This is a genomic window from Kurthia sp. FSL E2-0154, assembly GCF_038003625.1.
GTDB classification, from domain to species: domain Bacteria; phylum Bacillota; class Bacilli; order Bacillales_A; family Planococcaceae; genus Kurthia; species Kurthia gibsonii.
In genome coordinates this window covers 437,074-455,144 of the sequence record NZ_JBBOPO010000001.1, presented here as the reverse complement: position 1 = coordinate 455,144, position 18,071 = coordinate 437,074, and the positions used below count along the sequence as shown (strand labels likewise).

The 18,071-nt window shown below is 36.2% G+C and carries 21 protein-coding genes and 1 pseudogene; 3 read left to right on the top strand and 19 right to left on the bottom strand.

Annotated elements, in window-relative coordinates; all coding sequences use genetic code 11:
• Positions 1 to 95: 95 nt before the first annotated feature.
• From MHB75_RS02175 to MHB75_RS02115, 13 genes are all read right to left on the bottom strand, one after another.
• Entirely contained in the window at positions 96 to 1,805 is a 1,710-nt protein-coding gene (locus tag MHB75_RS02175) for a proline--tRNA ligase (RefSeq protein ID WP_141273048.1), read from the bottom strand.
• 42 nt (positions 1,806 to 1,847) lie between these two features.
• On the bottom strand, positions 1,848 to 3,107 hold the full coding sequence (gene rseP, locus MHB75_RS02170) for an RIP metalloprotease RseP (RefSeq protein WP_068454769.1): 1,260 nt from the start codon (positions 3,105 to 3,107) through the stop codon (positions 1,848 to 1,850).
• A 41-nt stretch (positions 3,108 to 3,148) separates the two neighbouring features.
• Complete coding sequence (gene dxr, locus MHB75_RS02165) at positions 3,149 to 4,294, bottom strand: 1-deoxy-D-xylulose-5-phosphate reductoisomerase (protein WP_340995692.1); 1,146 nt, start codon at positions 4,292 to 4,294, stop codon at positions 3,149 to 3,151.
• 11 nt (positions 4,295 to 4,305) lie between these two features.
• A complete protein-coding gene (locus MHB75_RS02160; protein ID WP_141273044.1) occupies positions 4,306 to 5,100 on the bottom strand; it encodes a phosphatidate cytidylyltransferase in 795 nt (264 codons plus the stop codon).
• Between the two features lie 3 nt (positions 5,101 to 5,103).
• Entirely contained in the window at positions 5,104 to 5,889 is a 786-nt protein-coding gene (locus MHB75_RS02155) for an isoprenyl transferase (RefSeq protein ID WP_141273042.1), read from the bottom strand.
• Between the two features lie 158 nt (positions 5,890 to 6,047).
• Positions 6,048 to 6,605, bottom strand: coding sequence for a ribosome recycling factor (gene frr / locus MHB75_RS02150; protein WP_068454781.1), 558 nt, complete (start codon positions 6,603 to 6,605; stop codon positions 6,048 to 6,050).
• A gap of 18 nt (positions 6,606 to 6,623) precedes the next feature.
• Positions 6,624 to 7,337, bottom strand: coding sequence for a UMP kinase (pyrH, locus tag MHB75_RS02145; protein ID WP_068454784.1), 714 nt, complete (start codon positions 7,335 to 7,337; stop codon positions 6,624 to 6,626).
• A 95-nt stretch (positions 7,338 to 7,432) separates the two neighbouring features.
• The gene (gene tsf, locus MHB75_RS02140; RefSeq protein ID WP_141273040.1) at positions 7,433 to 8,317 is read right to left on the bottom strand and encodes a translation elongation factor Ts; all 885 of its coding nucleotides are present in this window, start codon (positions 8,315 to 8,317) and stop codon (positions 7,433 to 7,435) included.
• Positions 8,318 to 8,412: 95 nt separating this feature from the next.
• Complete coding sequence (gene rpsB / locus MHB75_RS02135; protein WP_068454789.1) at positions 8,413 to 9,135, bottom strand: 30S ribosomal protein S2; 723 nt, start codon at positions 9,133 to 9,135, stop codon at positions 8,413 to 8,415.
• 159 nt (positions 9,136 to 9,294) lie between these two features.
• On the bottom strand, positions 9,295 to 9,810 hold the full coding sequence (locus tag MHB75_RS02130; protein ID WP_340995677.1) for a hypothetical protein: 516 nt from the start codon (positions 9,808 to 9,810) through the stop codon (positions 9,295 to 9,297).
• 15 nt (positions 9,811 to 9,825) lie between these two features.
• The gene (locus MHB75_RS02125) at positions 9,826 to 10,134 is read right to left on the bottom strand and encodes a hypothetical protein (protein ID WP_141273036.1); all 309 of its coding nucleotides are present in this window, start codon (positions 10,132 to 10,134) and stop codon (positions 9,826 to 9,828) included.
• Positions 10,135 to 10,162: 28 nt separating this feature from the next.
• Positions 10,163 to 10,933, bottom strand: coding sequence for a FliA/WhiG family RNA polymerase sigma factor (locus MHB75_RS02120; protein WP_340995674.1), 771 nt, complete (start codon positions 10,931 to 10,933; stop codon positions 10,163 to 10,165).
• A gap of 31 nt (positions 10,934 to 10,964) precedes the next feature.
• Entirely contained in the window at positions 10,965 to 11,294 is a 330-nt protein-coding gene (locus MHB75_RS02115) for a hypothetical protein (RefSeq protein WP_340995672.1), read from the bottom strand.
• Between the two features lie 213 nt (positions 11,295 to 11,507).
• Between MHB75_RS02115 and MHB75_RS02110 the strand changes: the two genes are divergently transcribed.
• From MHB75_RS02110 to MHB75_RS02100, 3 genes and pseudogenes are all read left to right on the top strand, one after another.
• Positions 11,508 to 11,750, top strand: a complete 243-nt coding sequence (locus tag MHB75_RS02110; RefSeq protein ID WP_340995670.1) for a hypothetical protein — start codon at positions 11,508 to 11,510, stop codon at positions 11,748 to 11,750.
• A gap of 346 nt (positions 11,751 to 12,096) precedes the next feature.
• Entirely contained in the window at positions 12,097 to 12,561 is a 465-nt protein-coding gene (locus MHB75_RS02105; protein WP_340995668.1) for a M20/M25/M40 family metallo-hydrolase, read from the top strand.
• A 27-nt stretch (positions 12,562 to 12,588) separates the two neighbouring features.
• Positions 12,589 to 12,906 (top strand): annotated as a pseudogene (locus MHB75_RS02100) (M20/M25/M40 family metallo-hydrolase); the annotation flags it as partial.
• Between the two features lie 46 nt (positions 12,907 to 12,952).
• Here MHB75_RS02100 and MHB75_RS02095 read toward each other — a convergent pair.
• The 6 genes from MHB75_RS02095 to MHB75_RS02070 are packed head-to-tail and all read right to left on the bottom strand — an operon-like array spanning position 12,953 to position 18,071.
• A complete protein-coding gene (locus MHB75_RS02095; RefSeq protein WP_141273030.1) occupies positions 12,953 to 13,315 on the bottom strand; it encodes a hypothetical protein in 363 nt (120 codons plus the stop codon).
• Positions 13,315 to 13,815, bottom strand: coding sequence for a chemotaxis protein CheD (locus MHB75_RS02090; protein WP_340995664.1), 501 nt, complete (start codon positions 13,813 to 13,815; stop codon positions 13,315 to 13,317). Before MHB75_RS02090 ends, MHB75_RS02095 begins: the two co-directional genes overlap by 1 nt.
• A gap of 1 nt (position 13,816) precedes the next feature.
• Entirely contained in the window at positions 13,817 to 14,446 is a 630-nt protein-coding gene (locus tag MHB75_RS02085; RefSeq protein WP_141273026.1) for a chemotaxis protein CheC, read from the bottom strand.
• 9 nt (positions 14,447 to 14,455) lie between these two features.
• On the bottom strand, positions 14,456 to 14,902 hold the full coding sequence (locus MHB75_RS02080; protein WP_340995661.1) for a chemotaxis protein CheW: 447 nt from the start codon (positions 14,900 to 14,902) through the stop codon (positions 14,456 to 14,458).
• A gap of 15 nt (positions 14,903 to 14,917) precedes the next feature.
• Positions 14,918 to 16,966 (bottom strand): chemotaxis protein CheA, encoded by a 2,049-nt coding sequence (locus tag MHB75_RS02075; RefSeq protein WP_141273024.1) that lies wholly within the window; start codon positions 16,964 to 16,966, stop codon positions 14,918 to 14,920.
• A 10-nt stretch (positions 16,967 to 16,976) separates the two neighbouring features.
• Positions 16,977 to 18,071, bottom strand: coding sequence for a protein-glutamate methylesterase/protein-glutamine glutaminase (locus tag MHB75_RS02070; RefSeq protein WP_141273022.1), 1,095 nt, complete (start codon positions 18,069 to 18,071; stop codon positions 16,977 to 16,979).

Below are 18,071 nucleotides of genomic sequence, written 5' to 3'. Positions count from 1 at the left end.
AAGTCGAAAAGGCTGCCCTGAAAAGTCATCTATACACATGACTTTTAGAGACAACCTTTCTCCTTCATTCGTTTATAACGTATTTTTCAATCGACTTATAGTGTTTGAAAAATGTTGTTGATACGATCCACAACTTCTTCTTTTGCACATTCGAATGTTTCGCCGCTATGACGAATTTTCACTTCTACAATACCTTCAGAAGCTTTTTTACCTACTGTAATACGAACAGGTAAACCAATTAAATCTGCATCTGTAAATTTAACGCCCGCACGTTCTGCACGTTCATCAAATAATACCTCATAACGATATGATTTTAATAATTTGTACAGTTCTTCACCTAGTTCTAATTGTGCTTCATCCTTTGGATTAACTGAGATTAAATGCACATCGTAAGGCGCAATTTGTTTTGGCCATACAAACCCGTATGAATCTTGGCATTGTTCTGCTACTGCAGATAGAATACGTGATACACCAATACCATAACAACCCATAATGAATGGTTGCGCACGACCATTTTCATCTAAAAATGTTGCTTTCATTGAATCTGAGTATTTTGTGCCTAATTTGAAGACATGTCCTACTTCGATTCCTTCTGCAAACTTAATTGTACCTTCACCATCTGGAGATGGGTCTCCAACTTGAATAAATCGGATATCTTCATAGCGATCAATCGCAAAGTCACGACCTGGATTTACATTGATATAATGCATACCATCTTCGTTCGCTCCAGCTACACCGTTACGAATTGACTTAATCGCGTGGTCTGCAACGACTTTCACACCGATTGGTAATTTGATTGGACCTAGGCTACCAACATGACTACCAAGTAATTCATGAATTTCAGCATCTTCTGCTAGTTCAACAGAAGTTGCACCTAATGCATTTTTTAGTTTAATGTCATTTACTTCGTGGTCGCCACGACATAAAACAACAACTAATTCTTCGTCTACTTTAAATACTAATGTTTTAATAATATTTTCAGATACGATATCTAAGAAAGCTGATATTTCTTCGATTGTTTTTTGCTCTGGTGTTGCTACTTTTTCTAATTCTTTCATTTCTTCATCTGAGTGGCTATATTCTACTTTTACTTCAGCCATTTCAATATTTGCTGCATAATCTGAAGAATCTGAGTAAGCAATTGTATCTTCACCGATTTCAGAAAGTACCATGAACTCATGTGTACCTGCTGTACCACCAATTGAACCAGAGTCAGCGATTACTGCACGGAAGTTCAAACCAAGACGGTTAAAGATATTTGTATATGCTTGTACCATGTCGTTATATGTTTCATCTAAGCTGTCATATGATGCGTGGAATGAATAAGCATCTTTCATGATGAATTCGCGTCCACGTAATAAACCAAAGCGAGGGCGTTTTTCATCACGGAATTTTGTTTGAATTTGATATAGCGTTAATGGTAATTTTTTGTACGATTTCAACTCGTCACGAACAAGTGATGTAACAACTTCTTCATGTGTTGGTCCTAATGCAAATTGACGGTTATGACGGTCTGTTAAACGCATTAGTTCTGGACCATATGCTTCCCAACGACCTGATTCTTCCCATAGCTCTGCTGATTGTAAAGCAGGCATTAAAATTTCATTTGAACCAATAGCATCCATTTCTTCGCGTACAATGTTTTCAATCTTAGAAAGCACTTTACGAGCTAACGGTAAATAAGAGTATACTCCACTTGTATTTTGACGGATAAATCCTGCGCGTAATAACAACTGATGCGATTTTACTTCAGCATCTGCTGGTGTTTCGCGTAAAGTTGGAATAAATGTTTTTGATTGTTTCATTCGTTAACCTCACCTTTTGGCTATTCTATTTTCTCTCTTTAATTAAAAGAAGAATTTTTGTATATCGTTCCATGTCACAGCAATCATTAATACCATCAACAATGCAAAACCGACAAAATGAACCATACCTTCTTTTTGTTTATCAATTGGCTTCCCTCGAACTGCCTCATATCCAAAGAATAATAAGCGTCCGCCATCTAATGCTGGTAGCGGTAATAAATTCATAATACCTAAGTTAATACTTAATACGGCTGCCCAGTTCATTAATGTCATAAAGCCATACTTTGCAACTTCTTCTGTTGCTTTATAAATTCCAACCGGTCCTGATAAAGCATCCAGCGTAAAGTGACCTGTCACTAACAGACCTAGAAGTTCAGCAATCTTCACTATCCAATTATACGTCTGTTCAAATCCATAAGGAATAGCTTTTAGCGGATTTTTTTCATACGTGTTCGCATATTGAATACCGATTTGCCCTACTTTTTCTTTATTTACTTCAGCTGCTTTTGGCGTTACTTCAATCGGTACGATTTTGCCATCTCGCTTTACTTCTAAATCGATTGGTTTATTCGCACTGCTTTGAATCACTTCTGATAGTTGCTCCCATTTTGAAATGGACTTACCATCTACAGAGACGACTAAATCATCCTTTTGCATGCCTGCTTGCTGCGCTGGACTATCTTTTACAACATTTGCAATAATTGGTTCATTCGTTGGAATACCTTGAACAAGACCAATAATCATAAAGAAGACAATCGCTAAAATAAAGTTGAATAAAGGACCTGCAAAAATCGTCATTGCACGCTTTCCTAATGACTTTGCATTAAATGTACGGTCATAAGGCGCAATAATCGTCTGTTGACCATTTTCTTCAATGACAGCATCGCGCGCTACATTATAACGTACTAAATTCTCATCTTCATCATAGCCTTCTACCCATAATCCTTTTAAAAGGTCTGCTTTTTCAACTTCTAAAAAGAGCATATCGGGCAGTTGTTTATTCTGATTTAACACAATACGTGACATTTCGTCTTGATCATTTAATAAAAAACCAATGCGGTAACCTGGTTGTAACTCGGTCGTATCCATATCCTCTCCAGCCATTCGTACATATCCACCCATCGGCAGTAAACGAATTGTGTAGAGTGTTTCTCCCTTTGTAATCCCAATAATTTTTGGTCCAAAGCCAATCGCAAATTCACGTACTAAAATACCTGAACGTTTTGCGAAAATAAAATGGCCTAATTCGTGGAAGAATACGATGGAGCCGAACACTAAAATAAACGCAATTGCTGCTTGCATGTTCTCCCACCTTCTTCGAGTTAAAAAGTTGTATTACATTTTTATTTTATCATGCTTCGAACAAATTTTCTTGTTTCTTGGTCTACATGTAAAATGGTTTCTAAATCAGGATTTAACATATTTTCATGCGACTGCATCATACGATCAATCACATCTTCAATCTCCAAGAATTTAATTTTCTCATGTAAAAAGGCATCTACTGCCGCTTCATTTGCAGCATTCATTACAGTTAAAATCGTGCCACCCATACGCCCTGCTTCATAAGCAAATCCAAGACAACGGAAACGCTCAAAGTCTACATTTTCAAAATGAAGTTGACCTATTTTCGCTAAATCTAGACGTTGTGCGTTAGGACGTGGTAAACGTTCTGGATAACTTAGTGCATATTGAATTGGTGTACGCATATCCGGTGTACCAAGTTGTGCCATGACCGATGTATCATGATATTCAACCATTGAATGGATGATGCTCTCACGGTGAATTAAAACATCAATATTATCATAAGACATATCATATAATACTGCTGCTTCAATTACTTCAAGACCTTTATTCATTAATGTAGCTGAATCAATCGTAATTTTCGCACCCATCGACCAGTTTGGATGGTTCAGCGCTTCTTTTACAGTTACATCTTTTAATTGCTCACGTGTTTGGTCACGGAAGCTACCGCCAGAAGCTGTTAAAATCAGTTTTGAAATCGATTTTGGATTTTCTCCAACCATCGCTTGCCATAGCGCCGAATGTTCACTATCGACGGGCAAGATTGGCACACCATATTTCTTCGCCTCTGCCATCACAAGATGTCCTGCTGTCACAAGTGTTTCTTTATTGGCAATCGCAATCGCTTTTTTTTGACGGATTGCTGCTAACGTAGGCTCTAAACCTACTGAACCTAAAATAGAATTCAGCAAATACGTTGAGTCTGCATATGTAGCTACATCAATTAAACCTTGATTACCGAATGTAAAATCCGTTTTTGGAAACTCTTTTTGTAATGCGCGTGCATCTTCTTCTTTTAAAACAGAGACTAATCTCGGTTGAAATTCTCGAATAATCTCTTTTGTTTTTTCAATATTTTGTCCAACTGACAATGCTGAAATTTGAAATGACTCTGGATGTTCTTTTACGATATCAAGTGTTTGTTGACCAATCGATCCTGTCGCACCTAATAAACTAATTGATTTCATGTTTCATTCCCCTATCCAACAAAATGAATGAAGTGTAACAATGGTAGAACAAAAATCAAACTATCAAAACGATCTAAAATACCACCATGTCCCGGTAAAATATTACCCGAATCCTTCACGCCATATTGTCTTTTAATTGCTGACTCTACTAAATCACCGAGTTGGCCAATCATCGATGCTACAACAGCAACAAGTAGTAATAGACCATAATTCACATCTAATTGCGCAAAGTATTGGAAAATTACTGTCGCAATCACTGCAATGACAATACCACCAACAAAACCTTCAATTGTCTTTTTTGGTGAAATTTCAGGCCATAATTTATGTTTTCCTATTTTACGTCCAACAAAGTATGCTCCTGAATCTGTAGACCATACAATGACTAAAGCAAATACAATATAGGCAATACCTTCTGTTCTTGTTGAAATAAAGTAATGGAAACCGACACCAACATAGAATACACTGGCTACAATAAATGCTACCGCATCAAAGGTCACTTTATTTTTCACTACAACTGTATAAATCAGTAGTAAAAGTACAAAAATCGAAAGATATTCTAGCTGCGAAAAGGATGTTGTACCCTCTACTTTTATTGCCCATTCACGAGGCATTAATATAACACACATTGCTAAAAAACCGAGTAAGCCCGGAATTGAGAAAAAGGAAAGTCCTTTCATTCTTAGCATTTCAAAAAGCCCTATCGCTGCCATCGCATAGACCAAAATCGTAAATGGTAAATGACCATATACGACAAATGGAATAAACAAAGCGGCAGCGATTACGGCTGTGATAATACGCTGTTTCACTTTTTATTCTCCTTTCAACCCACCATAACGACGATTACGCTTTTGGAAATCTTCAATTGCATCTAATAATTTTTCGTCTGTAAACTCTGGCCAATGTACATCTGTAAACCAAAATTCAGTATACGCCAGCTGCCATAATAAAAAGTTGCTTAGACGAATTTCGCCACTTGTTCGAATTAATAAATCTGGCTCTGGTAGCTTAGATGTCATTAAATAATTCGAAATGACTTCTTCTGTAATTTCTTCGGGTTGCAAATCGCCCTGTTTGACAAGTTGCGCTAGACGTTGCATCGCTAAAACAATTTCACGTCTACTTCCATAATTGAATGCAAAATTCAGTATCATACCTGTATTGTTTTTTGTTTCTTTCATTGCATGTTGAATCGCGCGACTTGTGTATTCTGGTACACCATCCATCTCACCAATCATTTCAACACGAATATTCAACTCCATAAGTTCAGGAATAAAAGAATTTAAAAACTCTTCCGGTAAACGCATAAGAAATTCTACTTCCTTAGATGGTCGTTTCCAATTTTCCGTTGAGAAAGCATACAAAGTAATCGCACCAACACCCATACGATTCGCTGCGCGCGTAATACGTCGAATATTTTGCATGCCTTCACGATGCCCTAAAAATCTTGGCAGCGCACGTTTATTTGCCCAGCGACCATTTCCATCCATAATAATTGCAATATGATTCGGTACATCTTGTTGGCTTAAACTCGCCACTCGTTCATCGATTGACTGAATTGCTTTTTCTGATTTCTTCCATCCAAGTTTATCTAACATTTAGAATCCTCCACTAGCTTACAAATCGGAACGTATACTGAACTTATCATAACAAAAATACGAATATATTTCCTCTTTTAAAAAGTATTTTCCAATTGATTTAAAAAAGACGTCCCTTTGTCAATAGGACGTCTTATAAACCCACAAAGTTCTAATGATTATACTTCAAGAATTTCTTTTTCTTTTTCAGCAGTTAATTCATCGATTTTTGCGATATGCTGATCTGTTAATTTTTGAACGTCTTCACCGTATCCGCGTAAATCGTCTTCTGTAATTTCGCCTGCTTTTTCAAGTTTTTTGAACTCATCATTTGCATCACGACGAATATTACGAACTGCAACTTTCGCTTCTTCTGCTTCTTTGCTTACTTGTTTTACTAATTCCTTACGACGTTCTTCCGTTAACGCTGGAATTGTTAAACGAATAACATTACCGTCATTTGTTGGTGTAATACCGATATCTGAACGCATAATTTCTTTTTCAATCTCACCTAAGATTGTTTTATCGTATGGTGTAATAACTAATAGACGCGCTTCTGGCACTGTAATACTTGCCATTTGAGTTAAAGGTGTTGGTGCACCATAGTACTCAACATTAATACGATCAAGTAAAGATGCATTTGCACGGCCAGCACGAATACTTGCTAGATTACGTGAAAAAGCAGCGATTGATTTTGACATTTTTTCTGAAGCTAAATCGACAACTGTTTTAGACATTTGAATTCCTCCTAATAATTATTTACTTACAACTGTACCGATTGGTTCACCTAATACAGCACGCTTAATGTTTCCATCTTCCATCAATGAGAATACAACTAATGAGATATTATTATCCATGCATAGAGTAGATGCTGTAGAATCCATTACTTGTAGACCTTGTTGGATAACTTCTAAGTATGTTAGTTGATCATATTTCACAGCAGTTGTATCTAATTTTGGATCTGCTGAATATACGCCATCTACATTATTTTTAGCCATTAAAATGACATCTGCTTCAATTTCAGCAGCACGTAATGCAGCTGTTGTATCTGTTGAGAAATATGGATTCCCAGTACCTGCAGCAAAAATGACAACGCGTTTTTTCTCTAAATGACGAACTGCTTTTCTACGAATGTACGGCTCTGCAACTTGCGTCATCACAATCGATGATTGAACGCGCGTTTCGACTCCTAGGTTCTCTAATGAATCTTGAAGTGCTAGTGCATTCATTACGGTTGCTAACATACCCATATAATCGGCATTTGCTCGTTCCATGCCCATTTCGGCACCAATTTTACCTCTCCAAATGTTTCCGCCACCTACTACTAGTGCAACTTCCACATCTAGATCTACTACTTCTTTAATTTGTTGGGCAACCGATTTAACGATTTGTGGCGATAGGCCAAAACCTTGATCTCCTGCTAAAGCTTCCCCACTTAATTTAATGACAACGCGTTTATATTGCGGCATTTTCTGGACCTCCATCATACTTTTTTATTGAAAAATAGGGAACACGAAGTTTAGCTTGTGCTCCCTAGAAATGACATATTGTATGTTGATTGAAATTAGTTACCTTTAACTTGGCTCATTACTTCTTCAGCAAAGTTATCTTCACGTTTTTCAATACCTTCGCCTACTTCGAAGCGAACCATAGAAGTTAATTTACCACCAGCAGTTGTTAAGAAAGTTCCAACAGTTACATCTGGGTTTTTAACGAATGGTTGGTCAAGAACACAAATTTCTTTAAAGTACTTGTTAAGACGACCTTCAACCATTTTCGCAACGATGTTTTCTGGTTTACCTTCGTTAAGTGCTTGTTCAGTTAATACTTTACGCTCATGTTCTACTTCTTCAGCAGAGATTTGGTCATGAGAGATGTATTTAGGGTTTAAAGCAGCGATGTGCATTGCAACGTCTTTTGCTACTTCTGCATCAGTAGTACCTTCAACAAGTGCTAATACACCGATACGTCCGCCCATGTGTAGGTAAGCGCCGAAAGCGTCAGCGTCTGTTTTAGTTTGGATAACAAAACGACGTAAGCTGATTTTTTCACCGATTGTAGCGATTGCAGAAGAAATGTGGTCAGATACTTTCGCACCGTTAGACATTGTAGATTCTAAAGCAGCTTCTACATCAGCAGGTTGTACTTCTAGTAAGTGGTCAGCTAATTCTTTTACTAAAACTTGGAAACCTTCATTTTTAGCAACGAAATCAGTTTCAGCATTTACTTCTAATAATACAGCTGTGTTACCTTTTTCTGCGATGAAAGTAGTACCTTCAGCAGCTACACGGTCAGCTTTTTTGCCTGCAGCAGCAAGACCTTTTTCACGAAGGAAGTCTACAGCAGCGTCGATGTCACCATCAGTTTGAACTAATGCTTTTTTACAATCCATCATACCAGCACCAGTTTTTTCACGTAATTCTTTTACTAATTGAGCAGTAATTGCCATGATATTTTCCTCCTAATATCTATCCTATTATATTCTCAAAAAAAGGTGATAAGAGGGTTTAGCCGCTTATCACCTATTTCAAACTTACCTAGAAATTACTCAGCAGCTTCTTCAGCTTCAACTTGAGCTTCATCTTCACCTTGTTTAGACTCCATTAAAGCGTCAGCCATTTTAGAAGTGATTAATTTTACAGCGCGGATTGCGTCATCGTTTGAAGGAATAACGTAATCGATTTCGTCTGGATCACAGTTAGTATCAACCATTGCCACAAGTGGAATGTTTAATTTGTGAGCTTCAGCTACAGCGATGCGTTCTTTACGTGGGTCAACCACGAACATTACATCTGGAATAGCTTTCATATCACGGATACCGCCTAAGAATTTCACAAGACGTTCATGTTGTTTTTTAAGTTGAACAACTTCTTTTTTAGGAAGTACAGCGAAAGTACCGTCTTCTTCCATTTGCTCGATTTGTTTCATACGAGCAACACGTTTTTGGATTGTACCGAAGTTAGTTAAAGTACCACCTAACCAGCGTTGGTTGATGTAGTAGTTACCTGAACGTTCAGCTTCATCTTTAATTGCTTCTTGAGCTTGTTTTTTAGTACCAACGAAAAGAACTTTACCACCGTCTGCACCAACTTGACGCATGAAGTCGTAAGCTTCTTCTAATTTTTTAACTGTTTTTTGTAAATCGATGATGTAGATACCGTTACGTTCCACAAAGATGAATTTTTTCATTTTTGGGTTCCAACGGCGAGTTTGGTGACCGAAATGTACACCAGCTTCTAGTAATTGTTTCATTGAAATTACTGACATTTGTATTGCCTCCTAAAGGTTTTGTATTTGATTTCCTCCGCATTCATCCACTGCATGAGAACTCCTTCATTGAAAGAGCACCACTCATTGCATCAGAATACGTGTGTATTTAACACCGTTTGTAATAGTACCATAATATTAACAGTGTGACAAGTTATTTTACTTGTTTTTTTCATGGAACTTAATCATTAACTCCACTTCGGTTTTACCTCGGTTTAGTTCTTTTGCAATTTCATCAATTGACTTACCTCGCATATACATTTCCTTTACCCGTTCATCAATCGTTTGAACCTTTTCTTCTAGTACTGGCTGTTTTGAAGTTTGTACGCCATATGCTTTTTTTGCATAAAATTTTGGTAGTGTGAACGTTGGTTCTTTCGTATATTTTTCTTGCACGTCAATTATTACTTCTTCTTTTACTTGTCGTTTTTCAGTTACTTGATTATTCGGCGTTTGTTTAGAAGGTGATGCTTGTTTCTTTAATGCTTCAATCAACCGCGCATTTTCATCTTCAATATCCACTAAGAACGATGAGATTGATGCTTCCATCTCTTCAATTAATCGCTCTTGTCGTTGTTCATTTTGTTTAAAACGATTCATCTTCATATTGAGTAATACTAAAAAATAAAAACAAAGTAAAAGGAGAATGAATAGAATCGTCACTATGATTACCATCTCATTCTCTCCTCCTTATCCACTAAAATCAAAAAAGTTTCCTTTATAGGGGTGCTTTGTTCGATTTTTATTTAATTTTTCATTTCCTTCGCGTTCTTCTTTTTCTTTTCTTTCTTTCTCTTGATCTTTCGGTTCATCTTGTCGCAATTCTTTGAGCTTTTCAGATTCTAACAAAGAGGTGTGATTCTTTTCGATTTGTTTATTCAAAGCTGTATTTGCCAAGTCTTGTCCGGCATGTACTTGTTGCTGCGCTTGTTCAACTTGTTTTCCCGCATCAAAAGTTTTAGGTATCGCAATTTGTAACTCAATGCCTTTTAAACTCATCGCATATCTCTCCTCCACAAACTAAAAATCACGTATTATTCATTTCATCTTGTAATAAATTTTTTAGTTTAAATAACGCTTTAGAATGAATTTGAGAAATACGTGATGTCGACAAACCTAATACTTCACCAATCTCAGTTAATGTTAATTCATCTGTATAAAACATACTTAATACAAGCTGTTCTTTTTCGTTAAGATTCTTAATACTTTCTGCTAAATCTTGCAACAACTCTGTTTGAACCACTTGCTGTTCGGGTGTTTTTGTTACTTCATCTCGAATGACGAAACTTTTATTATCGACTTCATCAAAGTCTTGTAGTTGTTCATCGATTGATAAGACATTCGAAAAAAGATGCTCTTGCATCGTTTGATATACTTCTTCGATTGGTACATCTAACTCTTTTGCTACTTCTTCTGGTGTAACATGACGCTTTAGACGCTGTTCCATCGCTTCAATTTTCGCATCTAACTTTTTTGTTTTTTCACGTGCTGATCTTGGTAACCAGTCTTCTTTTCTTAAACCATCGATGATTGCACCACGCACACGAAAAGATGCATAGGTATCAAATTTTAAGTCGCGTGTAATGTCAAATTTATTAAGCGCATCAAAAAGTCCCATCATTCCAAGGCTCATTAGTTCATCTCTTGATACACTTTTAGGTAATCCTGTACTAATTCGTTGCACATGATATGACACTAAAGACTTATATTTTTTCATGAGCAAATCGCCAGCACGAGGATCTTTGTGAGCGGACCAATCTTGCCATAGTTTCGTTTCTTGCGTTGAAGCCGATTGCATCTGCTACGCCCTCCATTTCTTCGTTCAATACTTATGAAATATTATAACAAATACTTTTTACAAATGGGAACTTAAACAAGGAACTTCTTAACCTTCTATACTTTTTTATAACGATATAGTGAAGGTTCTTGCTTTCGAATGAAAATTTCCACTTGTTCTTTTGCCATCTCAATATCATTTTTTCAATCGCTTCGATTGTTTGTAATAAACTTTCATAACGCCCTTCTAAACGATTGAAATCCGTCCAATACACACGGCAGTATGTTAGTGTGATACAAGAAATATCATTGTACATCTTTTTAAATGCTAAATTATCTGCTACTTCTGTTATCAAATGGCGAATTCGGCCATCATCTAACATATAATAATTTTTTAATTCCACAGCTTGTCAGCCCTTCATTTTTTCGTTCTTACGTTAAAGATAATTTAATTTTAACAAATCTTCTATTTCAAGTAGTTATTTTACAAAATAATATATAATTTAGTTGATATTATAAAGCAATCCTTTCTTAAAACATAATTGTAATTAAAAAAACTGAATGTTCACTATTTTAATACAAAGAGGAAAACACTTATGAAAAAAGATGGGAAGATTTTTTACGGTTGGTGGATTTTACTTATTTCAATTATGATTATAACTTTTTTATATGCACCAATTGCAAACTTAGTATTCTTATTTATCAAACCTGTTACAGAAGGTTTAAAAATGGAACGTGCTGATTTTATGAATCATTACACGATTATGGCGCTCGCATTAATGGTCGCTGCTCTTACTGGTACTGCAACGATTCTTGTGTCTGCATTAATTACAAACTGATTCGTTGAAAAACGAGGTCTAGCACTTGATGTTACTTTAGTAGGTATAGGTTTAGATGGCGCAATCTTAAGTCCGATTACCTCTTGGTTAATGACAGACTTCGGGTGATGCACAGCTTACTTCTTACTTAACAATCGGAATCATCATTGTAGCGATTATTCCATTTACACTCTTCATTATCACACTTACACCTGAAAGCAAAGGGTTGTTACCTTTAAGTGCGAATGCTATACCAACAAATAACAATGCTCACAAATCTGTATCAGGAGTTTCACAAAGGAGAACATTTTTATCTCTATCTTTTTAGTGCTTCTGTCTAGCCATTTTAATTGCAGGTATTGTTAAATTGATGTTCCAACCTGGTGAAGAATGGGGATTCGGTTCTAAACTCATGTTAGATGATGGATTGATTGAATATCCAAAAGTAGACGCCGCTTTTGCTATTCATATCATACCTGACCAAGAAGCAAGTACAGTTTCAATTCACGAGGGGATCGTCTCTCAAACGACGGATTCTTATATTGTAGATATTCAAGGGAATGGTGGTCATAGCTCACAACCGCATAATACAATTGATACGAATATGATTATGAATCAACTGTATACAAGTTTAAATCTATTCTTTACAAGAGAGACTGATTCGAGCGCGCACGTTACTTTTTCGGTTAGTGCGATGAGCGGTTTGACTGACACGAATGTTATTCCTGATAAAACTTTATTACAAAGAAATATGCGTAGTTATAATCAAGCAATTCGTGATTACCTATGTAAACGAATCCCTGAAATAATTGACCATACAGGAAAAGCATGACGTGGTAATTACACAGTAACCGATTTCCATACAACGACAACTTGTAATGATCCAGAAATGGTTCAATTATTCACACCCTTTGTCGAAGAAATTGTAGGAGAAAAAAACATTGGGGATTTAGGTATGTTGAGTGGTTCAGAAGACTTCTCACATATCTCACAAGAAGTACTTACTACATTCATCGTGTTAGGAACAGGAAAAGAAGGAAATGCGCCTGTCCATAACCCACGTATGCAACAGCAGGAAGAAATTTTTAAATACGGTGCAGCATTACACGCACACATTGCGATGCAGTGGCTAGCTCAACAAGCAAATGTCTCAAAACAAACTGCAACTAATTCATAATAAAAAAAGAAGGAATCGCGCAAAATCAAGCGCAATTCCTTCTTTTTTATTTTCCATCTTGCATCATCGTTTGAATCGCTTTAGCAATCTCCTCTGACTGTTCGTCTGAAAACTCAACAGTCGGTTCTGGTGAAGGTAATGACTCTTCGCTACTTCTTTCCTCTTTTGCTATAGCTTCTGTACCTGATTCAACACCTTCCTCAGACTGTTCTAACTGATCTGAAGGTGTCGCTATAATATAAGCAATTAGTGCACGTACAATATAAGCCACTATAAAAGCAATAGCTGCCCACATTAAACCGTATAAAATAGTTGTTAGAGGAGCTTGATTACTTTGAAATCGCGCAAAAAAGTAAATTGTGAAACCTGCTAAAGCAAACCAAAAGTTATAAAATATTGAACCAAACATTAGAGATTTTTCACCCCTTGATTTACTGTTCTAATATTTAACAAACCCGTTTCAGGATTAAATTCAATTGTTCTTCCACTATTCCCACCTGTATCTTGTGCCAATATAGGAATCATATATTTTCTTAATTGCTCGATTACCGCTTCTACGTTACGAGGTCCGATACGCATCGTATCATTTGAAGATGTAAACTGAAACATCTGCGCGCCGCCTGCAATTTTTGCTTTTAGTTTATAAGATGAAGCTCCGGCTTTTTTTAATGCTTCAATTAATGCTGGAATACCTGTATCTGCAAATTTCGCAATATTCATCGTTCTACTTTTAGCTACTTTTGAATCTGGTAACATAATATGAATAAGTCCTGCAATACCTTTAGATTGATCGTAAACAACCACCCCAACGCATGAACCAAGCCCTGATGTTCGAATTGTTGAGGGTGCTTTTACAATGTCCATTTGGGCAATGCCTACTTTGACAACACTTTGACTTCCAATAATCATTTTACGACACTCCCAATGCTTTAAAAATGGCTTTAAAAGACTCTGGGTTTGGTAGTAAAAAGAAATGTCCATTAACTTGTTCAGCTTCTGTCATCGTTTCTTCAAAAATCGATGTATCAATCACAATTACATGATCACTTACTTGTGACAGCTCAATTAAGCCAAAACTAATGATTGCACCAAACATATCAACACTTAAAGCGGGTGGAGTGGGATAAATTTTAAGCCCTGTAAAATCTGACAAAGCAGATAGATATGAACCCGACAAAATATTTCCTAACTCTTGCATTGCTGATACGCCTAGCTCCAAGTTATTTTGTTTCTGTAAATCAAAACGTTCATCCTGAATTAAACGACGTATAAAACGATTTGCTTGTTCAATTGGTAAGATGAAGAACATACCACCTTCTGCATCTCCATCAATTTGTAAATAAGTTCCTGCAACTACTTGTTCAACACCACCGCCACGTTCAACCATTTCCTCAAACGAAACCATCTCAACTGCTGGTACACGCATATCAATTTTTGTATTTAATAATCCTGATAATGCAGTTGCTGCGTGTGCTGCACCGATATTGCCAATCTCTTTTAAGACATCTAAATGAAATGAAGTAATATTTGTCATATTCATCTACCTTCTTTACTTTAAGGTATTTAGTACTTTTTCTAAGTTTAATAAAATAAGCAAACGTTTATCAATTTTTGCTACGCCAGCAATGAATTCTTCTTCTAATGATCCAACCACTTCTGGTTGTGGTTCGATTGCATTTTTAGGTAAGTCCATTACATCGTTTGCTGCATCAACGATTAATCCAACTTCCATATCTGCGTATGAAATAATAATGATACGTGTTTCCTCACCTTGGACATCTGAATGAATACCAAAACGCTCACGTAAATCGATAATCGGTGTTACTACACCACGTAAATTAATAACACCCTTTACATAATGTACGGTACTTGGCACACGTGTAATAAAGACCGTTTTTTCGATTCCCTGTACTTGTGATACTGGAATAGCATATTCCTTATCGCCTAATTGAAAGACGATGACTTTTACGACTTCTGTATCTAATAATTCTGTCATAGCTGACACCTCTTTCTATTTAATAAGTGCGTTACAATCAACAATTAATGCAACTTGTCCATTTCCTAAAATTGTTGCTCCAGAAATCGCAAATACATTCGTTAAGTAGTTTCCTAAAGATTTTAATACAATTTCTTGTTGTCCAATAAATGAGTCCACAACTAAACCTGCAATACGATCGCCCTTACGCACTAAAACAACAGATAGGAATCCATCATCTTCATAATCTTCACGCGGTACTTCAAAGATTTCATCTAAGAAAACAAGTGGCACAACTTTACCTCGGAAATCAATCACTTTTTGATTATGTGCATTTAAAATATCGCTACGTTTAATAATCGATGTTTCAATAATTGAAGATAGCGGCACTGCATACACTTCTTTTTCGATTTCAACAAGCATAACCGAGATAATTGATAATGTTAATGGTAACTGAATTGAAAATAATGAACCTTTACCATGTTCAGACTCAATACTAATACTTCCACCTAATGACTCAATTGTTGATTTCACAACATCTAAACCAACGCCTCGTCCTGATACATCTGAGATAACTTCAGCTGTTGAGAAACCAGAAGCTAAAATCAACTCATTAATCTGATTATCTGTCATAGAATGACTTGCTTCTTCAGTTACGACACCTTTAGAAATTGCTTTTTGTAATACACGTTCACGATCAATACCAGCACCATCATCTTCAATTTCAATAAATACGTGGTTACCACTATGATATGCGCGCAATTCGACTGAGCCTGTTTCTGGTTTTCCAGCTGCTAAACGCTCTTCTGGCGATTCGATACCATGATCCAATGCATTACGGATTAAGTGAACAAGTGGATCACCAATTTCATCAATCACTGTACGATCTAATTCTGTTTCAGCACCAATAATTTCTAAATTGATTTTCTTTTTTAAATCTCGCGATAATTGACGAACCATTTTAGGGAATCTGTTAAATACCGTTTCCACAGGAACCATACGCATATTTAAAATAATATTTTGAAGATCGCCTGATACGCGTGTCATACGCTCTACTGTGTCGTTTAATTCGTTATGGTTTAATTCCATTGAAATGGATTGTAAACGTCCGCGATCAATAACTAATTCCTCAAATAGATTCATTAAGATATCTAAACGCTCGATATTGACACGAATTGTTTTACTTGAATTATTATTTTTCACGGTTTTTGGCGCTTCTGTTTTTGTCGGTGTTGCTTTTGTAGGAGTTGGCTTTGGCGTCTCTACTGCCGCTACTTCTTCCACTTTCTTTTCTTCTATATCACTTGGCATTTCCATCTTCTTCAATTGAACAGGTTGTACATTAACAACATCTACTTCTGAAACTTTCATAAGCTTTTGTTTTAAATCGTCTTGATTTTCTTTTGTTACAAAAGCAACTGAAAAGTCCGTATCAAACTTTTCTTCTTCTAATTTTTCAACTGTCGGTGTAGATTTAATAACCTCACCTAACTTTTCTAAAATCTCAAATACCATATATACACGCGCTGCTTTTAATAGGCAGTCTTCACGTAATGAGATATTGATTTCATAAGCTGAAAATCCTTGTTCCATTGATTGTTCTAAAACTGTTTGTTCAAAGTCATCAAAGATGAGTTTTGATTCAGCTACTTCAGTTACAGTTTCAGAAGGTGCAGCTACGACTGTTTCAATATTTTCGATTGATTCGCCTGATTCTAAGCGTTTTAACTTTTCAACTGTTTGTGTTACATCTTTTTTACCGTCTCCACCATTTGAAATATCAGACACCATTTCTTCTAAGTGATCTACTGATTCGAAAACTACATCTAATAACTCAGCTGTTACTTGAATTTTATGATTACGTATTGCATCTAAAACATTCTCCATTTTGTGTGTTAAATCGGCAATATCTTCAAATCCCATCGTAGCTGACATACCTTTTAATGTATGTGCGTTACGGAAAATATCATTTACAATCTCGATATTGTCTGGATTTTGTTCTAATACTAATAAACTTTCACTACATGATTGTAGATGCTCATTACTTTCATCAATGAATACCTCTAAATATTGATTTGTATCCATAGTTCCCCTCCTAGTATAAATAATTCAAAATAGCTTGAGGTATTTCGTCTAATGGTACAACGCAATCAACTAACCCCGTTTTTTCTGCCGATTTCGGCATACCATATACTACGCACGTACGCTCATCTTCTGAAATAACACGTGTATTCCCAGATCGCTTTAACATTTTAATTCCCTTAGAACCATCTGCACCCATACCAGTCATAATGACAGCAATACAATCAATGTCTGTTAATGTAGCTACACTATCAAATAACACGTCTACTGCTGGTTTATGCCCACCTACGACTGGAGCATGTTCATCAATATGAATTGAATATGTCATACCTACTTTTCTAGCGGTCATTTGATAACCTCCAGGTGCAATATAAGCTGTGCCTGGTTGTAATAAATCACCCTGCTCTGCTTCTTTAACTGTTATATCGGATAATTGATCCAATCTTTTTGCTAAAGATTTTGTAAAACCTGGTGGCATATGCTGTACGATTAGGATGGGTGCCTTTATATCTTTTGGTAATCGTGTTAAAACTTCTTGAAGTGCTCTTGGCCCACCTGTAGATGTACCAATCAAAATAATTTTTTTATGGTTTTTATGCCAAACTTGATTTGTCTTTTCTTGTCTTCTCTTTTCTACTATTATAGGTTTTTCAAATATCGGTTTCTTGATTGGTATTTTTGATATACGTTCTTTTCTTCGTAACTTCTCTATTGGTATATTTGATGCAGCAATGACTTTTTCAATTAAATCATCCTTAATTTTGTCTAAATCAAGTGAAATTGTACCACTTGGCTTGGCAATGAAATCTACTGCACCATTTGCTATTGCTTCCATCGTAATAGCTGCATCTGCTGTCGTAGTAGATGAAAGCATGACGACTGGTTTTGGATTTTCAATCATTAACTGCTTTACGGCCTCAACACCTGTCATTTCTGGCATTTCAACATCCATTGTCAAAACATCTGGATTTAGTATTCTCACTTTTTCTAAAGCATCTCTACCATTACGTGCAGTCCCAACCACTTCTATATATGCATTTTCTGAAAAAAATTCTGTAATTAGTTTTCTCATAAAGGCTGAATCATCTACGATGAGCAATTTTTTCAT